The sequence below is a fragment of the Arcticibacter pallidicorallinus genome, from assembly GCF_003002875.1.
Classification (GTDB): Bacteria; Bacteroidota; Bacteroidia; order Sphingobacteriales; family Sphingobacteriaceae; genus Arcticibacter; species Arcticibacter pallidicorallinus.
Genome location: NZ_PVTH01000005.1, coordinates 170,800 through 192,869 on the forward strand (window position 1 = coordinate 170,800; position 22,070 = coordinate 192,869).

Consider the following 22,070-nt stretch of genomic DNA (forward strand, 5'->3'; position numbering starts at 1 on the left):
TCAACCGATTTAAGAATAACTGGCCAGAAGTGCCTCTTCATCCTGGCATGCCTTCCATAACAGGTAACCACCGGAGAGATTGCTGACATTACTGAACCCGTTTTGAACCAGGATCCGTTGAGCCAGATATCCTCGCATACCTTGCTGACAAAATATCAACAGCGGTTTATCCCGCGGGATCTCCTGCAAGCGGCTTCTGATCTCATCTAAGGGGATATTAACCGCCCCTTCTATGGTTCCTGCAGCAACTTCGCCCGGGTTCCGAACGTCAATCAGCAGGGTATCATCTTCCATCGAGCTCAGTTGGGAATAGTCGACAACTTTCAAACGCTCGAGCAGGATATTCTCCGCTACAAAACCTGCCATATTCACCGGGTCTTTAGCCGAAGAGAAAGGTGGGGCGTAAGCATGTTCGAGCTCTGTGAGTTCGTATATGGTGCCGTTATTCTTGATGACGGATGATAAAAGATCAAGACGCTTGTCCACCCCTTTTGCGCCGATAACCTGAGCACTTAACAGCCTGCCGGTGTCCGGGGAAAACGCTATCTGTATGCTCATCAGCTGAGCGCCGGGGTAATAGCCTGCATGGGAATTTCCGTGGATGGTGGCAGTGAGGTACGGAATATTTTCGCGCTGCAGCTGCTTTACGGGCATTCCTGCTGTGCCTACCGTCAGATCAAAGAGCTTAACGATAGCGGTATTGATGGATCCCTTGTATTCTTGCCTGTTTCCCAAGGCGAGATTATTCGCACAAATCCTGCCTTGCTTGTTAGCTGGCCCTGCCAGGAAGGTAATTGTCGGCCTGTTGGAAATGGGGTTTGGGAACTCGATAGCATCGCCGACGGCGTATATATCGGGATCGGATGTTTGCAGGTATTCGTTTACCCAAATACCCTTAGCCTGCCCGATTTGCAAACCTGCATCTTCTGCCAGGCGGGTGTCAGGCTTAACGCCTATAGAAAGGATCACGACGTCTGCATCCAGCGCGGCCCTATCTTTTAGCTGAACTTTCAGTTGTCCGTCGTTTTTTTCGAAGCCGGTTACTGCGGTATTTAAGTAGAGCTGAATGCCCTTTTCTCTCAAGTGCTTTTGTGCAAGGGCAGCAATCGGCTGGTCTACCGGCGCCAGGATCTGATTGCTCATCTCGACTACGCTGACATCTAAACCCAGTTCATGAAAGTTCTCAGCCATCTCGAGTCCGATAAAGCCGGCACCGATCACGACGGCCTTACGGGCGTTGGACTCAGCGACGTATGCTTTAATAAAGTCTGTATCCGCGACGTTCCGCAGGGTGAAGATACCCTCATGCTGGATCCCGGTTAAAGGGGGGCGAACGGGACTTGCACCGGGCGAAAGCACCAGCTTATCGTAAGATTCGGTGTATTCTTCTCCGGTTAGGAGATTCGTGGCGGTAACTGTTTTAGCAGTAGGATTGATGGCAGTGACTTCGGTAGATACCCGCACGTCTGCGTTAAATCGCAGGGCGAAGGAGCTTGCGGTTTGTACAAATAACTTATTCCTGTCTTTGATTATATCGCCGATATAGTACGGAAGTCCGCAGTTGGCGTAGGATATGTATTGTCCCTTTTCAAAGATGACGATTTCCGCTTGCTCGTCTAACCTTCTTAATCTTGCTGCTGTGCTGGCGCCGCCCGCAACGGCCCCTATAATGATGTACTTCAAGTTCTTCATTTCGGTCAAATTTCCGACAATCAATTGAAGAATCATGGTGACATTTATCACAGATCAAAAGTGACTGTGGACACACTTTTTTATCGGGACTTGCCCGCTATTTATTGGTCTTGCCCTTATTGACAACGCGTTTGTCAGCTGCAACCCAAGCCTTCATACCGCCACTTAACCCAACGACCTGAGTAAATCCATTGCTGCGGAGCCATTCTACCGCTTTGGCACTCCTCACTCCCGAGCGGCAGTACACGTACACAGGCTCCGACTTTTGAAGTTGCGATGCCTTCGTTCTGAACTCGTCCTGATTCTGCCAGTTTATATTCACCGCCTTTTTTATATGTCCTTCTGCATATTCCTCCGGCCTTCTTACATCAAGAATAACAGGACGCTCTTTTTTGATTCCTTTACTGAAATCCTTAACGTTCAGGCTATCTTGTTGCTGAGCGAAGACATTACCAGTAAGGAGTAGTACAAATAGTAAACTAAGGAAGATTCTCATGGGGCAAATTTAATTTATTTTGGACTGTGTTCATGTTTTTGTAAGAAAGGGTTGGTTACGACGCGTTGACATTAGGTTGTGTTTGAACTACAGAAAATCGAGAACTTTGGGTAGAAATGTTGGGGGGCCTGATCTGTTTAGATACAAAAGATTATACATTTACGCTAAAAGAATAACACATGGGTACTGCAGAAGATTTCATGAACTCATTCTTTAGAGCTAATCCTCATGCGAGGAGCGGTGCACTCAATATGGGCGAATTGAACGAATTGATTGCTGAACATCAGAAAAAGGTTAACGCTGAACGACTAGAGGACTTTGATGGTCTGAGTCCGAACCAGATGACAAGCCTGCTTTACACACCTTTCGCCCCGGGAGGTCTGCTTCAGTTTCGGGAAAACATAGATGCGCATGTAAAGGAAGTGCCTTTTTTTAAACTTTCGGAAATATTACTGCGTGAAATCGAACAAGTCGGAAAGTTAAAATTAACAACAAAGGGCAACTTGCCCGTGAGTATTTGTCAGCGGTTATGCGACCAGAATTTAATTTACTGGTCTTTCATGAAATACGTTAAAAAAATTCGGGAGGAAGCGGTGCCGTATCTCTGGCCATTAAAGCAATACCTGCTTGATGAGGGTATCGTAAAGAAGCGCAACAATTCTCTTTCTTTGACGAAAAATGGGGAGAAGTTGCTTAAAGAGCAACAGAGCGTCCGATTTATCCGAATCTTTACATACCTGGCCAGTCGCTTTCACTGGGGCAACTTTTATGACCTGGAAGACGGCGGTAGAAGCGGACAATTGGGATGGGCTTATTCATTGGCATTGCTCTCCAGGTATGGCGATAAAGCGCTTCCAAGTAAGTTTTATAGTCTTAAGGCAATGCGTGCATTTGAAAAGGAGTTATGGGAGGATTACCAGAGAGGCCTGGAGGATCGGGATTATCACCGTGCTTACGAAATTCGGTTTTTCGAATGCTTTGCCCATTGGTTTGGCCTGGTCAATATCGAGCGTAAGAAAGATACCGGCATTTCTTATTTTGATGAACTTACCATTACAAAATCTGAATTGTTTGATAAGCTGTTTGAAGTGAAAGAACTCTGATCTTGTCAGCAGGTTTTTAAGAATAGAATGCAGGCCTTATATAAAATATCGTATCAATGAAGAAAAGTACACCTGTATTTGACAGGACATTTTCGTCGTGAAGGTCTTCCAATATTAATCCGAGCTCCGAATTGAAGTAGTCGTTGTTCTTTTTCAGTTGAAAACCATTATGATTTAAGAACTGCTTTACACTATCGAGATCAGTAGCTTCATTCGCTACAACAAACTCTTGTCTGACAACAGCGAAGAGCTCCCCATTAATCACCTTAAAACCTAAGAAAGTATAACCTGTACTTGGAAAGAAGTAATTATGGATCAGCAGGCTGTTGAAGTAGTCCAGCCAATACTCATAAAAAATGCCAGCGTTTGTTTTAACGACTCTAGCCTCATCAAGCCGGTAGACTCTTTGTTCCGCGCCTTCACTTATGAAGTTGCTTTCTAGAATTTCATCTTGATAAAACAGATTTTGGGCCTCTGCAAATACTAAGATTGCTTTTGTCTCTTCACTTTTGAGGTACTGATGCTTTTCAGTGCAGACGCCTGCTTCCGCATATCTTCTAAGGAAAGCTTGGGTTTTTTTGAGTGAGTTTCCTTCGCCAAACGGTTCATCTCGGAGAATGATATGTTGTAATTCATCTTTGACGTTTTTCATTAATTAACAATATTCAAAGATACCAAATTGTAATTGGTATAAAAAATAGTGGCGTTGTGCAACTCACACCGCGCCCGAACTATTACTTAAACTTTTTTAGTCCTTTTGCATTTCCCTCTTCAATATCGCCTGATTGATCTTCTTGATCAATATGGGTCCTTCATAGATAAAACCGGTATAGATTTGAACCAGGGATGCTCCTGCATCGAGCTTATCTAAAGCATCCTGAGCAGAATGGATTCCTCCTACTCCGATGATCGGAAATGCTTTGTTTGACTTTTCTGAAAGATAACGGATCACCTCCGTTGAGCGTTTCGTCAGTGGCTTCCCGCTGAGTCCTCCTGTTTCAGATTTCAGGTTTTCAGGAGAGCGAAGGTTGTCTCTTGAGATGGTGGTATTGGTTGCGATTACTCCGGCGATCCTGGTTTCTGTTACGATTTCGATGATGTCATCGAGCTGTTCGTTGGTCAGATCGGGTGCGATCTTCAGTAAGATGGGACGGCTGATACCATCTTTGTTATTGCGTTGCTGAAGGGTGTTTAGAATCTCTTTTAAAGGCCCTTTTTCCTGTAAAGCTCTTAGTCCGGGTGTGTTGGGTGAGCTAACGTTGACCACGAAATAATCAACCACATCAAACAGTGCATCGAAAGCTTTGATATAATCGCTGACGGCGTCTTCATTCGGGGTGATCTTGTTTTTTCCGATGTTTCCGCCAATCATCAGGCCCTTGCGCTTCAGGAATTTCAGACGCGTGGCGGCTACTTCCGCACCTTCATTGTTAAAGCCCATACGGTTAATCAGGGCTTCGTCCATAGGAAGCCGAAACATCCGTGGCTGATCGTTGCCTGGCTGGGGCAAGGGGGTTACTGTACCAATTTCGATAAAGCCAAAGCCGAAATGCGACAGCTCATCTACAAGGGCGGCATTCTTGTCAAAACCGGCTCCCAATCCTACAGGATTCTTAAACTTCAGTCCGAATACCTCACGTTCGAGTCGCGGGTCATCAAGATGGAACACGCTCTTCTGAAGGAAGGGAACTCCCGGAATCAGATTGCCGTTCTTCAGCATGGAAGTGACAATATGGTGAATATTCTCAGGAGCGAATTGAAATAATAAAGGCTTTATCAATTGATACATGCGGCGAAATTACAGCAGTTTTAGGAAATACGAACGTATTATTTGATTTATTTCTGTTCAGGCCGATGGTTTAGGCTTAAGTTTGTGGCTGCAACTGATAAGAACATATGGCAGATCATCTTTCACTGGTACAGACGGCAGACGGCTCTTCGACAATATTTAATGAACTGGTGGGCGAAAACTACCACTCCAAACATGGAGCTGTGCAGGAGAGTCAGCACGTATTCCTGAAATCGGGATTGCAGTATTTTCAGCAGCTTTCCGGGGCTGAGGCCATCAGTGTGCTGGAGGTTGGCTTTGGTACGGGACTGAACTTTCTGATCAGCGCGGATTACTGCCGGACAGCAGGCTTGAATCTGGAATACACAGGTATTGAGGCTTATCCTCTGCCGGAGGAAATGATCTTTGGTACTGGTTATGACCAGTATGTGTCTGCCGGTACCTGGACGGAGTTCAAAGAATGTTATTCGGCTGCATTGGGATCCGTTAGAGAATTGAACGCCTTCTGCAAGCTGGAGGTCAGTCCGGTAAAACTGATGGAATTTGATTCTTCAAAAACGTTCGACGTGATGTATTTTGATGCTTTCGCGGAGATCCACCAGCCGGAAATGTGGTCTTTAGAAGCCCTAACGCATATTACCAAATTCATTAAGCCTGGTGGCGTCTTTGTTACCTACGCGATCACCGGCAATCTGAAGCGTGCTATGAAGTCGCTCGGCTTTTCTATCGAGAAAGCGCCGGGAGCACCGGGAAAACGGGAAATGTTGAGGGCTACGAAAAACCTATAAGTTCGAAGGCCTGGATGGAGATTTGTCTCTTTTTTAAGTATCAGATACGCTGTGCTATCACGAACCCTGAGGCCCAGGCCCATTGGAAATTATAACCGCCCAACCATCCGGTAACGTCTACGCATTCTCCGCCGAAATAGAGTCCGGGTACTTTTTTGGCTTCCAGGGTTTTGGAGGATAGCTCGCTTGTATCTACCCCGCCGCGCATGACTTCTGCCCTATCGTATCCTTTGTCGCCGGCTGGTTTGACCCTGAAATAATGAATCTGCTGCTCAACAGCTTGCAGATCGGCCTTACTCAGGGAGGCCAGATTCTTATCAACCGGCAGGTATTTGGCTAGTGCATCTGCAATCTTCCGGGTGTAAAGCTGTGCTAAGAGGGTGAGCAGACTGCGCTTTCCGTTCTGCTGACGCTCCTGCTCGATGAGCTCGAGGATATTCCTTCCGGGAAGAAGATCAAGTTCCACCCATTCCCCGGGGCGCCAATAGGATGAAATTTGCAGGATAGCGGGACCGCTGAGTCCCCAGTGGGTAAAGAGGATATTCTCTTCGAAGCTGATCCGCTCATTGCTTACTCTGCAGAAAATGCTGTTGCCGGACAAGCTGGCAAACCACTCCGCGTCTTTCCCCGTAACGGTTAAAGGAACCAATGCTGGTGCTGTAGGGACAATCTTCAATCCGAACTCCTTTGCAATGCGCAAGCCAAAGTCGGTCGCGCCCATCTTCTGAACGGGCAAACCGCCTGAAGCGATGACAACGGCTGGTGCTTCCAGGGTCTTGCTCTTGCCTTGATGCTCATACATAACGGCAAAACTGCCATCTTCCTTGCGTTGTACAGACTTCACATCTGCCTGCAAGCGGATCGTTTGTCCGAGATCATCGCAGAGCGATGTAAAGACGTCGACAATATCCTTGGCTTTGTTATTCTCGGGAAAGAGCTGTCCGAGTGTCTTCTCCTGACCGTAGATGCCGTATGCTTCGAAGAAACTGATGCTGTCTTCAACGGTCCATTGTGAAAAGGTCGACTTGGAGAAGTGTTCGTTTTGAGAGATGAAATTGGCGGGACTGCTGAAGAGATTGGTGTAGTTGCATCGTCCGCCTCCGGAGATCAGGATCTTCGCTCCTGCCTTGTCGTTCTTCTCCAGCAGGATGACCTGTTTGCCTAAAAAACCTGCCTGAACCGCACACATCAAGCCGCAGGCGCCGGCGCCAATAATAATCGCATCAACCATCGGCCAAATATAAAAGTTTTGATTTTAGGGTTGGATATGTATATTTGTCATATCCCGGTTTTAATCAGGAGCCCAATATATGTCGATATCGTTCACATACCATCATCATTTCCATCATCGCCTAGCGGCGATATGATATGTATATGGTTTCTACGTGAAACTGATTGTTCCTGAACACCTTTTATTGGACTGATTAACTTATTTAAAATTGAAAACACTCAAAATTGCTATCCAGAAATCTGGTAGACTAAACGAAAAATCGGTAGAGCTTCTTAAAAACTGCGGCCTTAGTTTTGAAAACTACAAAAGCTCATTAATATCTACAGTTTCCAACTTCCCTTTAGAAATTCTTTTTTTAAGAGATGATGATATCCCTGAATACGTGCAGGATGGCATCGCTGACCTGGGTATTGTAGGCGAAAACGTGATCAACGAAACGGAAGTTGATGTAGCTTACCTGCAGATGCTGGGCTTTGGCAAATGTTCGCTGAAGCTGGCTGTACCGAACAACGGGCAGATCCAGTCCTTATCAGACCTGAGCGGTAAAGCAATTGCCACCTCCTATCCGAATATCTTAAAGAAATTCCTGGCGAAAAATAATGTTGCTGCGGATATACGCACCATCTCAGGTTCTGTGGAGATTGCTCCCGGCCTTGGGCTGAGTGATGCGATATGTGACCTTGTTTCGACAGGCGGCACGTTGAAGAGTAACGGACTGATCCCTTTCGGGGATGTCATGCATTCGCAGGCCGTCTTGATCGGCCGTAAGGGCGATGAGCAGAACCCGCTGATCGTGGAACTTCTGCAACGCGTACAATCGGTACTGCGGGCAAAAGAGACCAAGTACGTGGTGCTGAACATCGAGCGCAAGAACCTGGATGCGATCAAGTCACTGCTAAGCGGTATCAAGAGTCCTACTGTTGTTCCTTTGGCTGAAGAAGGCTGGGTAGCTGTTCATACGGTTGTTGCAGAAAAAGATTTCTGGGATAAGATCAGCCAGATGAAGGCTGTTGGAGCGCAGGGAATTGTTGTTATGCCTATTGAAAAGATCATTTTATAGTGTTACAAACCTATTCATATCAGGACCTGTCGGCCTCTGAGATCAATAAACTGATCTCCAGAAATGCTGATGAAGACCAGACTATCGGCCAGCGCGTGGAAGGCATTATCGCTGAAGTGCGCAGCCGGGGTGATGAGGCTCTTAAGGCCTTCGCCGAAAAGTTTGACGGGGTAAAACTGGATAAGCTCTTTATTGAGAAAGCGGAGATTGCGCAAATTGCTGCCGGTATAGGCGCTGAACAAAAGGCGGCTATTGACCTGGCTTACGCTAATATTTCTGCATTCCACGCTGCGCAGAAGCATCAGGAAGCGCCGGTTGATACGATGCCGGGGGTAACCTGCTGGAGGGAAGCGAGAGCTATCGAGCGTGTTGGTCTGTATATTCCGGGAGGTTCGGCCGTGCTGCCCAGCACTTTTCTGATGCTCGGAATTCCTGCCCGTATTGCGGGATGTAAGGAAATCGTGGTTTGTTCGCCTCCTCAAAAGGACGGCCTGATCAATTGTTACGTAGCTTATGTGGCGGTATTGCTTGACGTCGAACGCGTTTATCTTGCGGGGGGGGCTCAGGCGGTGGCTGCTATGGCTTATGGAACGGATTCTGTCCCACGCACGGATAAGATTTTCGGTCCGGGTAACCAATACGTAACCAAAGCGAAGACGCTCATTCAGTCGACGACGCAGACGGCTATTGATATGCCTGCCGGTCCTTCGGAGGTATTGGTTCTGGCAGATGAGGGTGCTAATCCGGAATTTGTAGCGGCAGATCTTCTGGCGCAGGCGGAACATGGCGCGGATTCGCAGGCTATCCTGGTATCCAACTCGTCTGCGCTTATCAGCGAAACGGTTGCTGCTCTGGAAAGACAGCTTGCGGTGTTGCCGAGAGCGGAAATTGCTGCTAAGGCGATAGCGAATTCATACGCGGTATTGACGGCAGACCTGGTGCAGGCTATGGATTTCAGCAACCTGTATGCTCCCGAGCATTTGATCCTGGCGACAGCTAACTGGAAGGAATTGATTCCTTCGATCAGTAATGCGGGCTCAGTATTTCTCGGACATCTTACTCCTGAAAGTGCGGGCGACTATGCATCGGGCACGAATCATACGCTGCCGACAAGTGCCTATGCGCGCTCCTACTCGGGTGTGTCGCTTGACTCCTTTATCAAGAAAATTACATTTCAACATATCTCACCCGAAGGGGTCCATCAGATTGGTAAGGCCGTTGAGGTTTTGGCCGAACTGGAGGGACTGCAGGCCCATAAAAATGCCATGTCGGTCCGAATTTCTTCTGTGAACAGCTAATTAAACAAGCGATGGAATTTGATTTAACAAAACTATTGAGAACCAACATATTGAATCTGGTTCCGTATTCTTCTGCACGGGATGAATACAAGGGGGAAGCTTCTGTTTTCCTTGACGCGAACGAGAACAGCTTTGGCTCTCCTTTAAATAAAAACTATAACCGCTATCCTGACCCTTTGCAGATGGCTGTGAAGACGAAGCTCAGCACGATCAAGGGTGTGCCGCCTCAAAATATCTTTCTGGGAAATGGCAGTGATGAAGCGATTGACATTTTGTTCAGGGCTTTTTGTCGCCCGGGTATCGACAACGTCATCGTCCTACCTCCTACCTATGGCATGTACGAGGTCTCGGCTAACATCAACGATGTCACGCTAAAAAAGATATTGCTGACTCCGGACTATCAGCTGGATATGGAAGCTATTGCGGAGGCTATTGATGAGAATACGAAGATGATCTTTGTTTGCTCGCCTAACAACCCTACCGGTAACTCCATTATGCGTGAAGATATTGAAACGCTGATTGCGAATTTCGGGGGACTGGTTGTTGTGGATGAGGCGTATATCAATTACTCCAGGCAGAAAACCTTTATACAGGAGCTAACGGAATATAGCAACCTCGTGGTGCTGCAGACCTTGTCGAAGGCATGGGGACTTGCCGGAATCCGTCTGGGTATGGCTTTCGCAAGTGAAGAGATCATCGAGGTCTTCAACAAGGTAAAGCCGCCATATAATATTAACGAGGCTACTCAGGAACTGGCTCTGGAAGCGCTGAACAACGTAGACCAGGTAAATGAGTGGATCCGCGAGACGATCCGCCAGCGGGAGATGGTGATTGCAGAGATGATTGAGCTCCCCTTCGTTATCGAGATCGTGCCTTCGGACGCGAACTTCATCATGGTGAAGACTACTGATGCCCGGGGACTCTATGTGTACCTGGTTGAAAATGGTATCATCACACGTGACCGCTCCAAGGTTCAGCTTTGTGAGGGTGCTATCCGCATCACCATCGGTACACCTGAAGAAAACGTTTTATTGATTAATACATTGAAAGCCTACTCTACTGCTAAATAAAATGGAAGACTTGAAAAGTGCTAACAAGCGCAAAGTATTGTTTATTGACCGGGATGGGACCCTGGTTCTGGAGCCTGAGGATTATCAGGTGGATTCTTTTTCGAAGCTGCGCTTCTATCCGGGTGCCTTCAAATACATGACGAAGATTGCCGAGGAACTGGACTTTGACCTGATCATGGTGACGAACCAGGACGGTTTGGGAACGGACAGCCATCCGGAAGCCAATTTCTGGCCGGTACATAACTTTATTATGAACTCTTTTGAGGCGGAAGGTGTGATATTTAAGGAAGTCATCATTGACAAAACCTTTGCACATGAGAACAAAGATACACGAAAACCGGGCATCGCACTTCTGAAGCATTTTTTTGACGTAGAAAAATACGACCTTGAAAACTCTTTCGTTATAGGTGACAGAGTGACGGATATTGAGCTGGCTAAGAACCTGAACGCTAAAGCAATATGGATTAACCAATCGGATAGTCTGGGTGCTGACGAGGTGAGCAGCAAGCTGGAGATACTGAACGATTACATTGCACTGGCAACTACTTCATGGAAAGACATCTATGAATTTTTGAAAGTAGGTAAAAGAGAGGTTGAGCACAGAAGGACAACCAAGGAAACCGATATATACATTAAACTAAATCTGGATGGTAAGGGCGATGCTAAGATCAGCACCGGACTGCATTTCTTTGATCATATGCTGGACCAGATCGCGAGACATGGCAGCATAGATCTGGAAATTACGGCAAAGGGCGATCTGCACATCGACGAACACCATACGATAGAAGATACGGGAATCACTCTGGGTGAGGCTATTGCGAAAGCATTAGGCGACAAAAGAGGTATTGAACGGTATGGTTTTTGCCTGCCAATGGATGATTGCCTGGCTCAGGCGGCTATCGACTTCGGCGGGAGGAACTGGATTGTTTGGGATGCAGATTTTAAGCGTGAAAAGATAGGCGAAATGCCTACGGAGATGTTCTACCATTTCTTTAAGTCGTTCAGTGACGCATCTCGCTGTAACCTGAACATTAAGGCTGAAGGGACTAACGAACATCATAAGATTGAAGCTATTTTTAAAGTGTTTGCGAAAGCAATCAAGATGGCAGCGAAGCGGGATGTAAACAATATGCAATTACCCAGTACGAAGGGCCTTCTTTAATTAAGACAGAAATAAATGATCGGAATAATTAACTACGGCGCCGGCAACATTTTTTCGCTCACTGCTGCATTGGACAGGCAGAAGATTGCTTATGAGATGGTGAATTCGGCCGATAGCTTCGACAGATACGATCGCTTCATCATTCCGGGTGTGGGTCATGCCGGAGCGGCGATGCAGAAACTGGAGGAAAGCGGACTGGTGGAAAGCATCAAATCGATCACGAAACCCGTGTTGGGAATCTGCGTCGGGATGCAGTTGCTTACGGAGTTTTCGGAGGAAGGAAATTCCTCATTATTAGGAATCACGCCAGTAAAAACCCGTCATTTTACCGAAGACCTGAAGATAAAGGTCCCACATACGGGCTGGAACAAGGTTAGCGTTCAAAATGAAAGTAAATTATTTGAGGGAATTCCAAATGAGACGTACTTTTACTTCGTTCATTCCTATTTTATAGAATTTAATTCTACTTTTACAGTCGCTTTTGCTGACTATGGGTTAAAATTCTCGGCAGCAATTAGTAAAAACAATTTTTATGGCGTTCAGTTTCATCCTGAAAAATCAGGTGAAGCGGGAGAGCAGTTACTCAAAAACTTTTCAGAATTATAGAAAAAATATGTACATAATCCCTGCAATTGATATTCTGGACAAAAAGGTTGTCCGTTTACGTGAAGGAAACTACGAGCAAGCTACATTTTACGATGTAACTTTAGAGGAAATGATTGAGCGCTATCAGTCTAACGGGACTGAATTTGTTCACATTATCGACTTGAATGGCGCGAAAGGTGATTTCAGTAACCAGGAATATCTATTCGATATTATCCGTAAGACTGAGATGAAAGTTCAGTATGGCGGTGGTGTTAGAAGTATTGAGAAAGTGAAAGAGCTTATCGATGCAGGCATACATCGTGTTATTGTTGGAACTCAGGCGATCACAAATCCTGACTTTCTTCCTGAACTGAGCCGTGCTTTTACACACAGGGAAACAGGGACAGGAACTGACCAGATTGTTGTGGCTATCGACGTCCTTGACGAGGTAATCAAGTATTCGGGTTGGATGGAAAGCTCACCAATCAAATTAATGGATTACGTAGACACCTGTCTTAACTTAGGTTTCTTCCGTTTTCTTTGTACCGACATCAATAAGGATGGTAAATTAGGTGGTGCCGGTGTAGAACTGTACCAGAAACTTCTGGACCACTCTCCTTTCATCAAGCTTATTGCTTCAGGCGGTATCAGCTCAATGGATGACATCAGAGCGGTGCAGCAATATAAGGTAGAAGCTTGCGTGGTTGGTAAGGCTATTTATGAAGGTCATATCTCCATCGACGAGATAAAAGACTGGAACTTAAAATCATTAATTTCTTTCTAATTGGTCTCCAAACGCATTATTCCCTGCCTGGATGTTAAAGATGGCAGGACCGTTAAAGGTATCAATTTCGTTGACCTGAGGGATGCCGGTGACCCGGTGGAACTGGCCTGGCAATACTCGAGGCAGGGTGCGGATGAGCTGGTATTCCTGGATATTACGGCGACGAATGAGCGACGTAAGACCATGGTTGAGCTGGTGAAGTCGGTTGCCCGACAGGTGAACATCCCTTTCACCATCGGCGGCGGGATCAACGAAATTGCGGATGCGGATGTTCTGCTGAATTCCGGGGCGGATAAGATTTCCATTAACTCGGCTGCGGTAAGAAATCCGGAACTCATCAATGAGCTGGCTAATGCCTTTGGTAAGCAGTTTGTTGTTGTGGCGGTGGACACTAAAAGGGTGAACGGAAAGAATCTGGTTCATCTGAACGGCGGCCGGATAGCGACGGAGATTGAAACCGAAGTCTGGATTAAGGAAGTGGAATCACGCGGTGCGGGTGAAATATTGCTGACTTCCATGGATCATGACGGAACGAAGGCTGGATTTGATAACGGCTTGCTGGGGAAAATCAACAGCACTTTGTCTATCCCCATCATTGCTTCGGGCGGTGCGGGTACCATTCAGCATTTTGCGGATACTTTCCTGGAGGCGAATGTCGACGCTGCTTTAGCGGCTTCGGTTTTTCATTATGGAGAGATACTGATTCCTGACCTGAAAAGGGAGTTAAGGAAGCAGAACATCGAGGTCCGTTTATAATAAATAACATTGAAATGTCTATAGACTTTAATAAAGGAGAGGGTTTAGTGCCTGTGATCATTCAGGATTTCCAAAGTTTGGAAGTGCTGATGCTGGGATACATGAACGAAGAGGCTTTTGCTAAAACAGAAGCTGAGGGTAAGGTAACTTTCTACTCGCGTTCAAAGAACCGCCTCTGGACCAAAGGTGAGGAAAGCGGCAACTTTCTTTATGTGAAAAACATCGCTATTGATTGTGATCAGGATACTATTCTGATTAAGGCCGATCCTGTCGGTCCGACCTGCCATACCGGGTCGCGCAGCTGTTTCTCTTCTGAATACAATCAAAACTTTATTTTCAAACTGGAGCAGATCATTGCCGACAGATATGCTAATCCTCAGGAAAGTTCTTACGTGAACCGACTAAGAGAGAAAGGTTTGAATAAAATCGCTCAGAAGGTAGGCGAAGAGGGTGTCGAGACCGTTATCGCGGCTTTGAATGAGACGGAATTTGACTTTATTAACGAATCATCTGATTTGGTATTCCACCTGCTTGTTCTCCTGCGCGAAAAGAATGTTTCGTTGGAACAAATTGCCAAGAACCTCGAGTCGAGACATAAATAGTCTATGCTGATGATTGACATTGATTTGCTGGCTCTATTGCCCGGCCATCAAAACTCCATTTATACGGTTGAAACGGGCATCGATGATGCAAGCTTTTATACGGCTGGAAATGACAAGGGTATTGTGCAGTGGTCATTGGCTGATCGCAAACCGACTGTTGTTTGTCCGGTTAGAAGCTCCGTTTACGCTCTTCATCTTTCTCCAGAAAAGGGTATTCTTGTGATTGGGGAAAGAAGTGGGGCCGTGAGTATCTTCAGTCTTTCGGAGAGCAAAATCATCGCACGCATTGAACAGCATAAGCTGCCTGTCTTCTCTATCGCGGAGATCAGGCGGAAGAATGAAATCCTGGTGGGATCTGAGGATGGTACTGTTTCGGTTATCAGTGCTCTAGATTACTCCTTTCTGTACAATTTCCGGGTTTCTAGTGATACCATCAGGGCGATGGCGGTGAGTCCGGATGAACAAACGCTTGCCTTTGGTTGCAAAGATAGCCTGGTGCGGATCTATGATGCGGATACTTATAGTTTGCAGCATGAGCTGAACGGGCATACGATGGCGGTGACTTCTGTGGCGTTTAGTCCGGATGGACATGTACTTCTTTCCGGCGGACGTGATGCGCAGCTCATCAAATGGAGCGTTTCGGACTACAGCATTTCGAATAGCCTGACAGCCCACATGTCTGCGGTCTACGATATTAAGTTCCATCCCGGGGGCCGCTTGTTCGCAACGGCCAGTCAGGATAAGAGCATTAAAATCTGGGATCTGGATGGCATGAAGCTGAAACGCATCATCAGCAAAGATAAGGGCTTCAACTCCCACTCCCACTCGGTTAATAAGCTGACCTGGCTTGACGGCGGTAAGCTGCTGGCTTCTGTAAGTGATGATAAAATGGCGATGCTCTGGGAGATCAGAGTTAGCTCGTAAAGCGTTTTATTATACGCAGTTTATGGGTATGGCGCCCAACCTCTGCATTATAGATCCCCTGATTGTCGATCACATCGATGCGTACCTTTCCTGATGCATGAATGATGTGCTGGGAGTCGAGAATAATGCCCACGTGGATGATTCGTCCTTCATCATTATCAAAGAATGCCAGATCTCCTGGTTTGATCTCCTGTAAAAAATTGACCACACTGCCTTGCTCTGCCTGCTGCCATGCATCTCTAAGTATTTCTATGTCGAGCATTCTGAAGACCATCTGGGTGAAGCCTGAGCAGTCTATCCCTAAGATTGATTTTCCTCCCCATAAATAGGGTGCATTTAAGTAGAAACGTGCGTATTCGCTGATGTGGCGGTCGAAGTCACGCCCTGCGGCGAGCTGTGGTACCTGGATGAATCGGTAGGTCGTCTCTCCTATCCTGAACAGGTGTTGGGCATCCGGCGCGGGGATTCTGCTGCCGGCGACGAGATGCAATGTCTCGTGATTATCCGTCCTTTCGATGGTATGGAAAATGGCCGGTCCGGTCACTACCTGGTTTTCCTGGAGCTGCTGAACCTGCTTCTCCCTGAGATTCTGCTGCTGTTTTGGATCTATCCAGCCGGTATAATCGTCGGATAAGGTCCGCACCTGCATCCACTTTGGCTGAGTCTCGAGGATCTCAAAGCAATCTCCAAAAAGAAGAAAGGACATGATTTCACTTTTATCGGACGCTTCGGCCCTGAGAGGAACCAAAGCGAGGTTGCACACGCCAAATTCAGTAGTCATCTTACAAATAAATTAAAAAAATCTCCTAAGGCCTAATTAAAACTAATGGATTGTAAAAACGTTTCATCTTTATAAGACAGATTAACTTAAACCCGCAATTATGAAAACACTGAATCAGATCACGAAGATTTTGATTGCCGTAGAAGACAGTCAATATTCTGAACGGGCGGCAGGATATGGATTTGACCTTGCCGAAAAGCTGAACGCCTCGGTGGCATTGCTACATGTTAATGAAGTGCCCGTAGGGACCTCTTATATCGCCGATCCGATGTTGAATGAGTCGCAGGTGGTGCTGCCGGATCTTATACAGATGCAGGACGAGTCGAGCAGGAAATTGCTGGATCGTATCTCTGAGGTGTACGCAGGTCGGGTTCCAACATATACATATACCAAGCTGGGTAATCCCAGAGACGAAATTCTGGCAACGGCGGAAGAATGGGAAGCGGATATGATCATTCTAGGCACACATGGCCGGACGGGTTTTGACCATTTCATTTCGGGAAGTGTGTCGGAAAAGGTAGCCAGGAAGGCAAAATGTCCGGTATTGATTATACCGAATAAAGATTTGGAGGAAGAATAGGTTCAGGCACAGGCATAAAAAAGGCGGATACATCAGAAATGTATCCGCCTTTTTGTATATAGGTTCTTATGCTTCCATGTGAAGCCAAGCCTTCTTTGCAAGAAGCTCTTCTTCAGTTTCTCTTACATCTTCGTCATCCACGCAGCAATCAACGGGGCAAACCGCCGCACATTGAGGCTCGTCATGGAAGCCTTTACATTCTGTACACTTATCGGATACTATATAGTAGAACTCGTCTGATATCGCGGCCTGAACTTCTTCGGCATCAAGAGTGGTTCCATCACCGAAGTCGATAACGCCACGCAAGGATGTTCCGTCCGAGAAACGCCATGCAGCTCCAGCATCGTAAATAGCATTGTTTGGGCACTCTGGTTCACAAGCTCCGCAGTTTATACACTCATCTGTTATTATAATTGCCATGGTCTAAATGTCTTTTCCTTAACTTAACTTTGCAAAGTTATATGCATGCAAAAACAATGCAAATATAATAGAAAACTTGGTTTTAATATAAGGATACATGTCAGTACATCAAATAAAGGAAGCTTTTACACAGTTAGGACACTACTTACTATCGGACGATGAACAACTCTTATCTCTGGTAAACGCTTCTCATCATTATAATGCCTGGTTTACAGCAGATCAGGTCGGAAAGGCCGTAAGGGCATTGGGCACCATGCTGAATGGGCGGGATATTGAGCAGTGGATAGACGGCGCTTATGCTGGTAGGACGCAGAGCGGAAAGGCAAAAGTAGTAGGGCTTGTATTGGCCGGAAATATTCCCTTGGTAGGTTTCCATGATATTCTGACTGTGCTGGCAAGCGGACACATAGCGTCTGTTAAACTGTCCTCTCAGGACAAACACCTTACACCTCATATCCTCAGCCGTCTGGTCGATTTCTATCCTGCATTTGCTAAGCGAATTGTGTATGTTGACCGCTTAAAGGACTTTGATGCGGTAATTGCCACCGGAAGTAACAATACTTCGCGCTACTTTGAATACTATTTTAAGTCAGTTCCTCACATTATTCGGGGCAACAGGAATAGCATCGCCGTTTTGGATGGGACCGAGACAACGGAAGATTTTGTGGCCCTGGGGCATGATATTTTCGACTACTTCGGCTTGGGTTGCCGTAACGTCTCTAAACTTCTGGTTCCTGAAGGTTATGACTTCGTGCCTTTCTTTGAGGCGATTGAAGAGCCTTTCAAGGGGATGATCAACCACCATAAGTATGCGAATAACTATGATTATAATAAGTCGATCTATCTGGTAAACGGAGCGAAGCATCTGGACAATGGCTTCCTGCTGTTAAAACGCGACGAGGGGATGGCTTCTCCCCTGGCGGCCCTTTTCTTTGATGAATATAAGGATCGGACGGATGCAGAAGCAAAGCTTACATTGATTTCCGGGCAAATTCAGTGTGTGGTTGCTAACGCTGAGCTTTCAATCGATAGTCAGGTTGTGGGTTTCGGCTGCAGCCAGAGTCCCCGTTTATGGGATTATGCAGACGGGATTGATACCTTTGCCTTCCTTCTAAGTATATAATAGAATGGCGATTTTGCCGGAAAACATTAACTTTGAGGATATGTATGTCATCAAAGTAAAGGGAATAGCTAAAATACCGGATTATGTTCAGCTACGAGATGATGAATTTACCTTGCTGGCGTATTTTCGGGTGGACAGGCCGGATAAGTCGCTGCAAAAAATAGGTCTTGGTGACAAGGCAGAGGCGATCATGTCGCTGGTAAAAGACCTCCCTTTTGGTAAAATAATGAAATTAGAAATATAGTAATGATCGGAAACTCCATTATAAAACTCCATAACGTAGATGTTTATCAGCAAAAGCACCTCGTTCTGTCATCAGTAAACCTGCATATAGATAAGGGGGAGTTTGTGTTCCTTATTGGTCAGACTGGATCAGGAAAGAGCAGTTTGATGAAGATCCTGTATGGTGAACTTCATATCACTGAGGGAGAGGGACATGCGGGAGGTTACGACTTGAAGAAGCTTTCTGATCATGATGTACCCTACCTGCGTCGTAAGTTGGGCATCGTATTTCAGGATTTCCAGTTGCTGACAGATCGTACGGTGGAAGAAAACCTGCGCTTTGTGCTGAATGCTACGGGCTGGAAAGACCGCAAGCTCAAAGATGAGCGTATCAAAGACGTGCTTGAAAAAGTAGGTCTGCGCTCCAAGTTGAAGAAGATGCCACACGAGCTTTCGGGTGGAGAACAACAGCGTGTAGTGGTTGCCAGAGCGCTTCTTAATGATCCGGAGCTGATCCTCGCTGATGAGCCTACAGGTAATCTGGACCCGGAAACATCTGAAGAAATTATGCTCCTGCTGAAAGACATCAGCCGCTCGGGCACGGCCATCCTTATGGCTACCCATAATTACAACCTCATCCGAACCTTCCCTTCACGCATCATCAAATGCGAGAACGGTCGTGTGATCGAGGACGCAAAAATTGCATAAACAGGGCTTATTGTCTGCCTGATGCATCATCGGGCTGACATTGTTTTGGTTTAAGCTGACAGCTTGACCGTTTAATTAACTTGGCAAATTATTTGTCTATCCCATTAGATATGAACTTTTCAGATATGTTGAAAAACAAGAAGAAAACTACCGAAGAAGAGAAAGTAGCTTCTGACAATCAGACTCAGTCTGAGATGGAACAAAATGTAGAGCAGGCGGAACAGCCGCAGGCAGAGCAATCAGCAGAAGCTGAAGCTCAGGAAGTAGAAGAAGTTTCTGCAGAGGAGAAACTGCGTGCGGAGCTGAAAGAGGCTAACGACAAATACCTGCGTCTGTATGCAGAGTTTGACAACTACAAAAGACGTACGAATAAAGAGCGTATCGAACTGTTGCAGTCAGCAGGTAAGGATGTTCTTTTAAGCCTTCTTCCGATTGCGGATGACTTCGACCGTGCGATTAAATACATGAATACGTCTTCAGACATCGAGGCCGTTAAAGAAGGTATCGTTTTAGTAAGTAGTAAATTTAAGACCACGCTGACTCAGAAAGGCGTGAAAGAAATGGAGTCTATAGGCACATCCTTTGATGCTGATCTCCATGAAGCTATAACGAACATTCCTGCACCATCAGAAGATATGAAGGGTAAAGTGATAGACGAGGTTGAAAAAGGCTATTTTCTGAACGATAAGGTGATCAGATTTGCTAAAGTAGTTGTAGGAAGTTAATTATATGGCGAAGAGAGATTTTTATGATATCCTCGGTGTTTCCAAAGGTTCTTCTGCGGATGAGATAAAGAAGGCTTATCGTAAGCTGGCGATTAAATACCATCCGGATAAGAACCCGGGCGACAAAGAGGCAGAAGATAAGTTCAAAGAGGCAGCAGAAGCTTACGAAGTTCTTAGCAATCCGGAGAAGAAACAAAGGTATGACCAGTTTGGACATGCGGGTGCTTCTCAGGGAGGCTATGGTGGCGGTGGTCACATGAACATGGATGATATCTTCAGCCAGTTTGGAGATATCTTTGGTGGCGGTGGCAGTCCGTTTGATAGCTTCTTTGGCGGTGGCGGTCAGCAAGGCGGCAGAAGCCGTGTTTCCAGAGGTAGCAACCTCCGGATCAAGGTGAAGCTGAACCTGGAAGAAATTGCCAAGGGTGCAGAGAAGAAGATTAAGGTGAATAAGCTTGTTGCCTGTCGTACATGCGACGGTACTGGTGCTAAAGACCGCTCTTCTGTTCAAACCTGCCGTACCTGCGGTGGCGCCGGATCTGTAAGGCGTGTGACCAACACGATCCTCGGTCAGATGCAGACCAGCAGCACCTGTCCTACTTGTAACGGTTCAGGATCGCAGATAACTGCGAAGTGCGACAGTTGCCATGGTGAAGGTGTTGTTCGCGGTGAGGAAACGATCACAATCAACATTCCAGCGGGTGTAAGTGAAGGCATGCAGCTTTCGATGAGCGGTAAGGGTAATGCTGCCCCTAACGGTGGTATCGCCGGAGACCTGATTATTCTAATCGAGGAAATTCCGCACGAGACTCTACAACGCGAAGGCAACAATGTGGTGTATGATCTTCATATCAGCTTCATTGACGCAGCCTTAGGAGCCTCCGTAGAGGTGCCTACTATAGATGGCAAGGCGAAGATCAAGATCGAGCCGGGCACACAGGGTGGAAAGATCCTGAGACTAAAAGGTAAGGGTGTTCCTGAAGTGAATTCATATCACAGAGGCGACCAGCTGGTGTACGTGAATATATGGACACCTAAAGCGATCTCTAAGGATGAGAGAGAAATGCTTGAAAAGCTTCAGGGCTCTCCTAACTTCAAGCCACAGCCTGGTAGAAACGAGAAGAGCTTCTTCGAGAGAATGAAAGAATATTTCGAATAATTAAAATCCATCATACAAAGCCACCTTCACGGTGGCTTTGCTTTTTCCTATGAAAAAACCTATCGCGGTACTCGACCTGGGTACAAATACCTTCCATTTATTAATTGCTGAACTGAATGAGGATCGTTCTATCAACGAGATTTTCGTAGAGAAGAAACATGTCAAGCTGGGCGAAGGTGGGATAACCGAAGCCAGGATCGCTGAAGTTGCTTTTAATCGGGGGCTTGAGGCGATGCAGGACTTTAAGCGGGTCATTGATCAGTATGACGTTACCGAGGTTTACGGAACGGGTACGGCGGCTTTAAGAACCGCGGCTAACGGCCAGAATTTTGTTGATCAGGTTAAAGCACTGACGGGAATAGGCATTGACATCATTGATGGTGATAAAGAGGCTTCCCTTATTTATCGAGGGGTGAGCAAGGCTGTTGAGATTCGCGGCAATGCTGTGATTATGGACATCGGTGGAGGAAGTGTAGAGTTTATTTTCTGCGACGAGAAGAACGTTCAGTTTAAGAAAAGCTATCCTATTGGGGCTGCGCGGTTGATGGCTCTCTTTCACAAGTCTGATCCGATTAACGCCGATGATATCTCCGCCCTTCACACACATCTGGAAGAGCAACTGGCTGACCTTAAAAAGAACCTATTCCTATATAAGCCGGAAACCCTCATCGGTTCTGCGGGTGCCTTTGAAACTTTCGCTGATCTGGCAATACGCAAATACGGTCTGAGAGACAGAGACAGCGAGTCTGGATACCGTATAGAGAGAACGCAGCTGCAATCAGTAATTAACGATATCCTTCTTTCGACTCACGATCAGAGGGCTGCGGATGACAAGATCAGTCCGGTGCGTGTAGACATGATTGTGACTGCTGCTGTTTTGACGTCCTATATCCTGTCGCATGCCGGTGTCCGCAATGTCATGCTTTCAACTTATGCGCTTAAAGAGGGCTTGCTGTATGAAAAGCTGGATTAGGCTGGGGCTCTTTTCCAGATGGCAGAACTTTAGCAGCGC

Annotated in this window: 25 protein-coding genes; 18 read left to right on the forward strand and 7 right to left on the reverse strand. The window is 46.4% G+C overall.

All coding sequences use genetic code 11. The annotated features are described in order from the left end of the window. Positions 1-9: 9 nt before the first annotated feature. Complete coding sequence (locus tag B0I27_RS09955; RefSeq protein WP_245925478.1) at positions 10-1,692, reverse strand: FAD-dependent oxidoreductase; 1,683 nt, start codon at positions 1,690-1,692, stop codon at positions 10-12. Between the two features lie 97 nt (positions 1,693-1,789). Beyond that, positions 1,790-2,188, reverse strand: a complete 399-nt coding sequence (locus B0I27_RS09960) for a rhodanese-like domain-containing protein (protein ID WP_106293095.1) — start codon at positions 2,186-2,188, stop codon at positions 1,790-1,792. A gap of 179 nt (positions 2,189-2,367) precedes the next feature. Between B0I27_RS09960 and B0I27_RS09965 the strand changes: the two genes are divergently transcribed. Continuing rightward, positions 2,368-3,291 (forward strand): hypothetical protein, encoded by a 924-nt coding sequence (locus B0I27_RS09965; RefSeq protein ID WP_106293096.1) that lies wholly within the window; start codon positions 2,368-2,370, stop codon positions 3,289-3,291. 16 nt (positions 3,292-3,307) lie between these two features. On the opposite strand, the gene B0I27_RS09970 is transcribed toward B0I27_RS09965, so the two are convergent. Both B0I27_RS09970 and B0I27_RS09975 read right to left on the reverse strand, forming a co-directional pair. After that, positions 3,308-3,943: a putative polyvalent protein kinase domain-containing protein gene (locus tag B0I27_RS09970; protein WP_106293097.1), complete on the reverse strand. Its 636-nt coding sequence runs from the start codon at positions 3,941-3,943 to the stop codon at positions 3,308-3,310. Between the two features lie 96 nt (positions 3,944-4,039). Beyond that, positions 4,040-5,080 (reverse strand): quinone-dependent dihydroorotate dehydrogenase, encoded by a 1,041-nt coding sequence (locus B0I27_RS09975; protein WP_106293098.1) that lies wholly within the window; start codon positions 5,078-5,080, stop codon positions 4,040-4,042. Between the two features lie 107 nt (positions 5,081-5,187). On the opposite strand from B0I27_RS09975, the gene mnmC2 reads away from it, so the two are divergent. Beyond that, positions 5,188-5,868, forward strand: a complete 681-nt coding sequence (mnmC2, locus tag B0I27_RS09980) for a tRNA (5-methylaminomethyl-2-thiouridine)(34)-methyltransferase MnmC2 (RefSeq protein ID WP_106293099.1) — start codon at positions 5,188-5,190, stop codon at positions 5,866-5,868. Positions 5,869-5,908: 40 nt separating this feature from the next. Here mnmC2 and B0I27_RS09985 read toward each other — a convergent pair whose 3' ends face one another. Continuing rightward, positions 5,909-7,099, reverse strand: a complete 1,191-nt coding sequence (locus B0I27_RS09985; protein ID WP_106293100.1) for a BaiN/RdsA family NAD(P)/FAD-dependent oxidoreductase — start codon at positions 7,097-7,099, stop codon at positions 5,909-5,911. A 208-nt stretch (positions 7,100-7,307) separates the two neighbouring features. On the opposite strand from B0I27_RS09985, the gene hisG reads away from it, so the two are divergent. Genes hisG through B0I27_RS10030 form a run of 9 tightly spaced genes read left to right on the forward strand, consistent with a single transcriptional unit; the run spans position 7,308 to position 15,340 of the window. Further along, positions 7,308-8,159, forward strand: coding sequence for an ATP phosphoribosyltransferase (gene hisG, locus B0I27_RS09990; protein ID WP_106293101.1), 852 nt, complete (start codon positions 7,308-7,310; stop codon positions 8,157-8,159). Continuing rightward, the gene (gene hisD / locus B0I27_RS09995) at positions 8,159-9,457 is read left to right on the forward strand and encodes a histidinol dehydrogenase (RefSeq protein WP_106293102.1); all 1,299 of its coding nucleotides are present in this window, start codon (positions 8,159-8,161) and stop codon (positions 9,455-9,457) included. Before hisG ends, hisD begins: the two co-directional genes overlap by 1 nt. Before the next feature lie 11 nt (positions 9,458-9,468). Further along, positions 9,469-10,527, forward strand: coding sequence for a histidinol-phosphate transaminase (hisC, locus tag B0I27_RS10000; protein WP_106293103.1), 1,059 nt, complete (start codon positions 9,469-9,471; stop codon positions 10,525-10,527). 1 nt (position 10,528) lies between these two features. Beyond that, a complete protein-coding gene (gene hisB, locus B0I27_RS10005; protein WP_106293104.1) occupies positions 10,529-11,689 on the forward strand; it encodes a bifunctional histidinol-phosphatase/imidazoleglycerol-phosphate dehydratase HisB in 1,161 nt (386 codons plus the stop codon). A 15-nt stretch (positions 11,690-11,704) separates the two neighbouring features. Further along, on the forward strand, positions 11,705-12,295 hold the full coding sequence (gene hisH, locus B0I27_RS10010) for an imidazole glycerol phosphate synthase subunit HisH (protein WP_106293105.1): 591 nt from the start codon (positions 11,705-11,707) through the stop codon (positions 12,293-12,295). A 7-nt stretch (positions 12,296-12,302) separates the two neighbouring features. Then, on the forward strand, positions 12,303-13,058 hold the full coding sequence (locus tag B0I27_RS10015; RefSeq protein WP_106293106.1) for a 1-(5-phosphoribosyl)-5-[(5-phosphoribosylamino)methylideneamino]imidazole-4-carboxamide isomerase: 756 nt from the start codon (positions 12,303-12,305) through the stop codon (positions 13,056-13,058). Next, positions 13,059-13,814 carry an imidazole glycerol phosphate synthase subunit HisF gene (gene hisF, locus B0I27_RS10020; protein ID WP_106293107.1) on the forward strand — a complete coding sequence of 252 codons (756 nt, stop codon included), beginning with the start codon at positions 13,059-13,061 and terminating at the stop codon, positions 13,812-13,814. It abuts the gene before it with no gap. Positions 13,815-13,828: 14 nt separating this feature from the next. Then, on the forward strand, positions 13,829-14,416 hold the full coding sequence (hisIE, locus tag B0I27_RS10025) for a bifunctional phosphoribosyl-AMP cyclohydrolase/phosphoribosyl-ATP diphosphatase HisIE (protein ID WP_106293108.1): 588 nt from the start codon (positions 13,829-13,831) through the stop codon (positions 14,414-14,416). 9 nt (positions 14,417-14,425) lie between these two features. Then, on the forward strand, positions 14,426-15,340 hold the full coding sequence (locus B0I27_RS10030; protein ID WP_181276742.1) for a WD40 repeat domain-containing protein: 915 nt from the start codon (positions 14,426-14,428) through the stop codon (positions 15,338-15,340). Here B0I27_RS10030 and B0I27_RS10035 read toward each other — a convergent pair. After that, positions 15,330-16,121 (reverse strand): C40 family peptidase, encoded by a 792-nt coding sequence (locus B0I27_RS10035; RefSeq protein WP_106293110.1) that lies wholly within the window; start codon positions 16,119-16,121, stop codon positions 15,330-15,332. The two genes, B0I27_RS10030 and B0I27_RS10035, sit on opposite strands and share 11 nt — an antisense overlap. A 100-nt stretch (positions 16,122-16,221) precedes the next feature. Here B0I27_RS10035 and B0I27_RS10040 point away from each other — a divergent pair, with 100 nt between their 5' ends. After that, positions 16,222-16,701: a universal stress protein gene (locus B0I27_RS10040; RefSeq protein WP_106293111.1), complete on the forward strand. Its 480-nt coding sequence runs from the start codon at positions 16,222-16,224 to the stop codon at positions 16,699-16,701. Positions 16,702-16,767: 66 nt separating this feature from the next. Here B0I27_RS10040 and B0I27_RS10045 read toward each other — a convergent pair whose 3' ends face one another. Beyond that, positions 16,768-17,121, reverse strand: a complete 354-nt coding sequence (locus B0I27_RS10045) for a 4Fe-4S binding protein (RefSeq protein WP_106293112.1) — start codon at positions 17,119-17,121, stop codon at positions 16,768-16,770. A gap of 97 nt (positions 17,122-17,218) precedes the next feature. Between B0I27_RS10045 and B0I27_RS10050 the strand changes: the two genes are divergently transcribed. From B0I27_RS10050 to B0I27_RS10075, 6 genes are all read left to right on the forward strand, one after another. Then, on the forward strand, positions 17,219-18,244 hold the full coding sequence (locus tag B0I27_RS10050) for an acyl-CoA reductase (protein ID WP_106293113.1): 1,026 nt from the start codon (positions 17,219-17,221) through the stop codon (positions 18,242-18,244). Between the two features lie 40 nt (positions 18,245-18,284). Beyond that, positions 18,285-18,488 carry a fructose-6-phosphate aldolase gene (locus B0I27_RS10055; RefSeq protein WP_106293271.1) on the forward strand — a complete coding sequence of 68 codons (204 nt, stop codon included), beginning with the start codon at positions 18,285-18,287 and terminating at the stop codon, positions 18,486-18,488. A gap of 2 nt (positions 18,489-18,490) precedes the next feature. Further along, a complete protein-coding gene (locus tag B0I27_RS10060) occupies positions 18,491-19,174 on the forward strand; it encodes a cell division ATP-binding protein FtsE (RefSeq protein ID WP_106293114.1) in 684 nt (227 codons plus the stop codon). A 110-nt stretch (positions 19,175-19,284) separates the two neighbouring features. Then, positions 19,285-19,899 carry a nucleotide exchange factor GrpE gene (locus B0I27_RS10065; RefSeq protein ID WP_281260341.1) on the forward strand — a complete coding sequence of 205 codons (615 nt, stop codon included), beginning with the start codon at positions 19,285-19,287 and terminating at the stop codon, positions 19,897-19,899. A 4-nt stretch (positions 19,900-19,903) separates the two neighbouring features. After that, a complete protein-coding gene (dnaJ, locus tag B0I27_RS10070) occupies positions 19,904-21,058 on the forward strand; it encodes a molecular chaperone DnaJ (RefSeq protein ID WP_106293115.1) in 1,155 nt (384 codons plus the stop codon). A 49-nt stretch (positions 21,059-21,107) separates the two neighbouring features. Continuing rightward, a complete protein-coding gene (locus tag B0I27_RS10075) occupies positions 21,108-22,031 on the forward strand; it encodes a Ppx/GppA phosphatase family protein (protein ID WP_106293116.1) in 924 nt (307 codons plus the stop codon). Positions 22,032-22,070 lie beyond the last annotated feature (39 nt).

Bases quoted from the DNA above. Each gene is read 5' to 3' on its own strand.
- B0I27_RS09955 (WP_245925478.1), bottom strand. From the start codon at position 1,692: ATGAAGAACTTGAAGTACATCATTATAGGGGCCGTTGCGGGCGGCGCC.
- B0I27_RS09960 (WP_106293095.1), bottom strand. From the start codon at position 2,188: ATGAGAATCTTCCTTAGTTTACTATTTGTACTACTCCTTACTGGTAAT.
- B0I27_RS09965 (WP_106293096.1), top strand. From the start codon at position 2,368: ATGGGTACTGCAGAAGATTTCATGAACTCATTCTTTAGAGCTAATCCT.
- B0I27_RS09970 (WP_106293097.1), bottom strand. From the start codon at position 3,943: ATGAAAAACGTCAAAGATGAATTACAACATATCATTCTCCGAGATGAA.
- B0I27_RS09975 (WP_106293098.1), bottom strand. From the start codon at position 5,080: ATGTATCAATTGATAAAGCCTTTATTATTTCAATTCGCTCCTGAGAAT.
- mnmC2 (WP_106293099.1), top strand. From the start codon at position 5,188: ATGGCAGATCATCTTTCACTGGTACAGACGGCAGACGGCTCTTCGACA.
- B0I27_RS09985 (WP_106293100.1), bottom strand. From the start codon at position 7,099: ATGGTTGATGCGATTATTATTGGCGCCGGCGCCTGCGGCTTGATGTGT.
- hisC (WP_106293103.1), top strand. From the start codon at position 9,469: ATGGAATTTGATTTAACAAAACTATTGAGAACCAACATATTGAATCTG.
- hisB (WP_106293104.1), top strand. From the start codon at position 10,529: ATGGAAGACTTGAAAAGTGCTAACAAGCGCAAAGTATTGTTTATTGAC.
- hisH (WP_106293105.1), top strand. From the start codon at position 11,705: ATGATCGGAATAATTAACTACGGCGCCGGCAACATTTTTTCGCTCACT.
- B0I27_RS10015 (WP_106293106.1), top strand. From the start codon at position 12,303: ATGTACATAATCCCTGCAATTGATATTCTGGACAAAAAGGTTGTCCGT.
- hisIE (WP_106293108.1), top strand. From the start codon at position 13,829: ATGTCTATAGACTTTAATAAAGGAGAGGGTTTAGTGCCTGTGATCATT.
- B0I27_RS10030 (WP_181276742.1), top strand. From the start codon at position 14,426: ATGATTGACATTGATTTGCTGGCTCTATTGCCCGGCCATCAAAACTCC.
- B0I27_RS10035 (WP_106293110.1), bottom strand. From the start codon at position 16,121: ATGACTACTGAATTTGGCGTGTGCAACCTCGCTTTGGTTCCTCTCAGG.
- B0I27_RS10040 (WP_106293111.1), top strand. From the start codon at position 16,222: ATGAAAACACTGAATCAGATCACGAAGATTTTGATTGCCGTAGAAGAC.
- B0I27_RS10045 (WP_106293112.1), bottom strand. From the start codon at position 17,121: ATGGCAATTATAATAACAGATGAGTGTATAAACTGCGGAGCTTGTGAA.
- B0I27_RS10050 (WP_106293113.1), top strand. From the start codon at position 17,219: ATGTCAGTACATCAAATAAAGGAAGCTTTTACACAGTTAGGACACTAC.
- B0I27_RS10055 (WP_106293271.1), top strand. From the start codon at position 18,285: ATGTATGTCATCAAAGTAAAGGGAATAGCTAAAATACCGGATTATGTT.
- B0I27_RS10060 (WP_106293114.1), top strand. From the start codon at position 18,491: ATGATCGGAAACTCCATTATAAAACTCCATAACGTAGATGTTTATCAG.
- B0I27_RS10065 (WP_281260341.1), top strand. From the start codon at position 19,285: ATGAACTTTTCAGATATGTTGAAAAACAAGAAGAAAACTACCGAAGAA.
- dnaJ (WP_106293115.1), top strand. From the start codon at position 19,904: ATGGCGAAGAGAGATTTTTATGATATCCTCGGTGTTTCCAAAGGTTCT.
- B0I27_RS10075 (WP_106293116.1), top strand. From the start codon at position 21,108: ATGAAAAAACCTATCGCGGTACTCGACCTGGGTACAAATACCTTCCAT.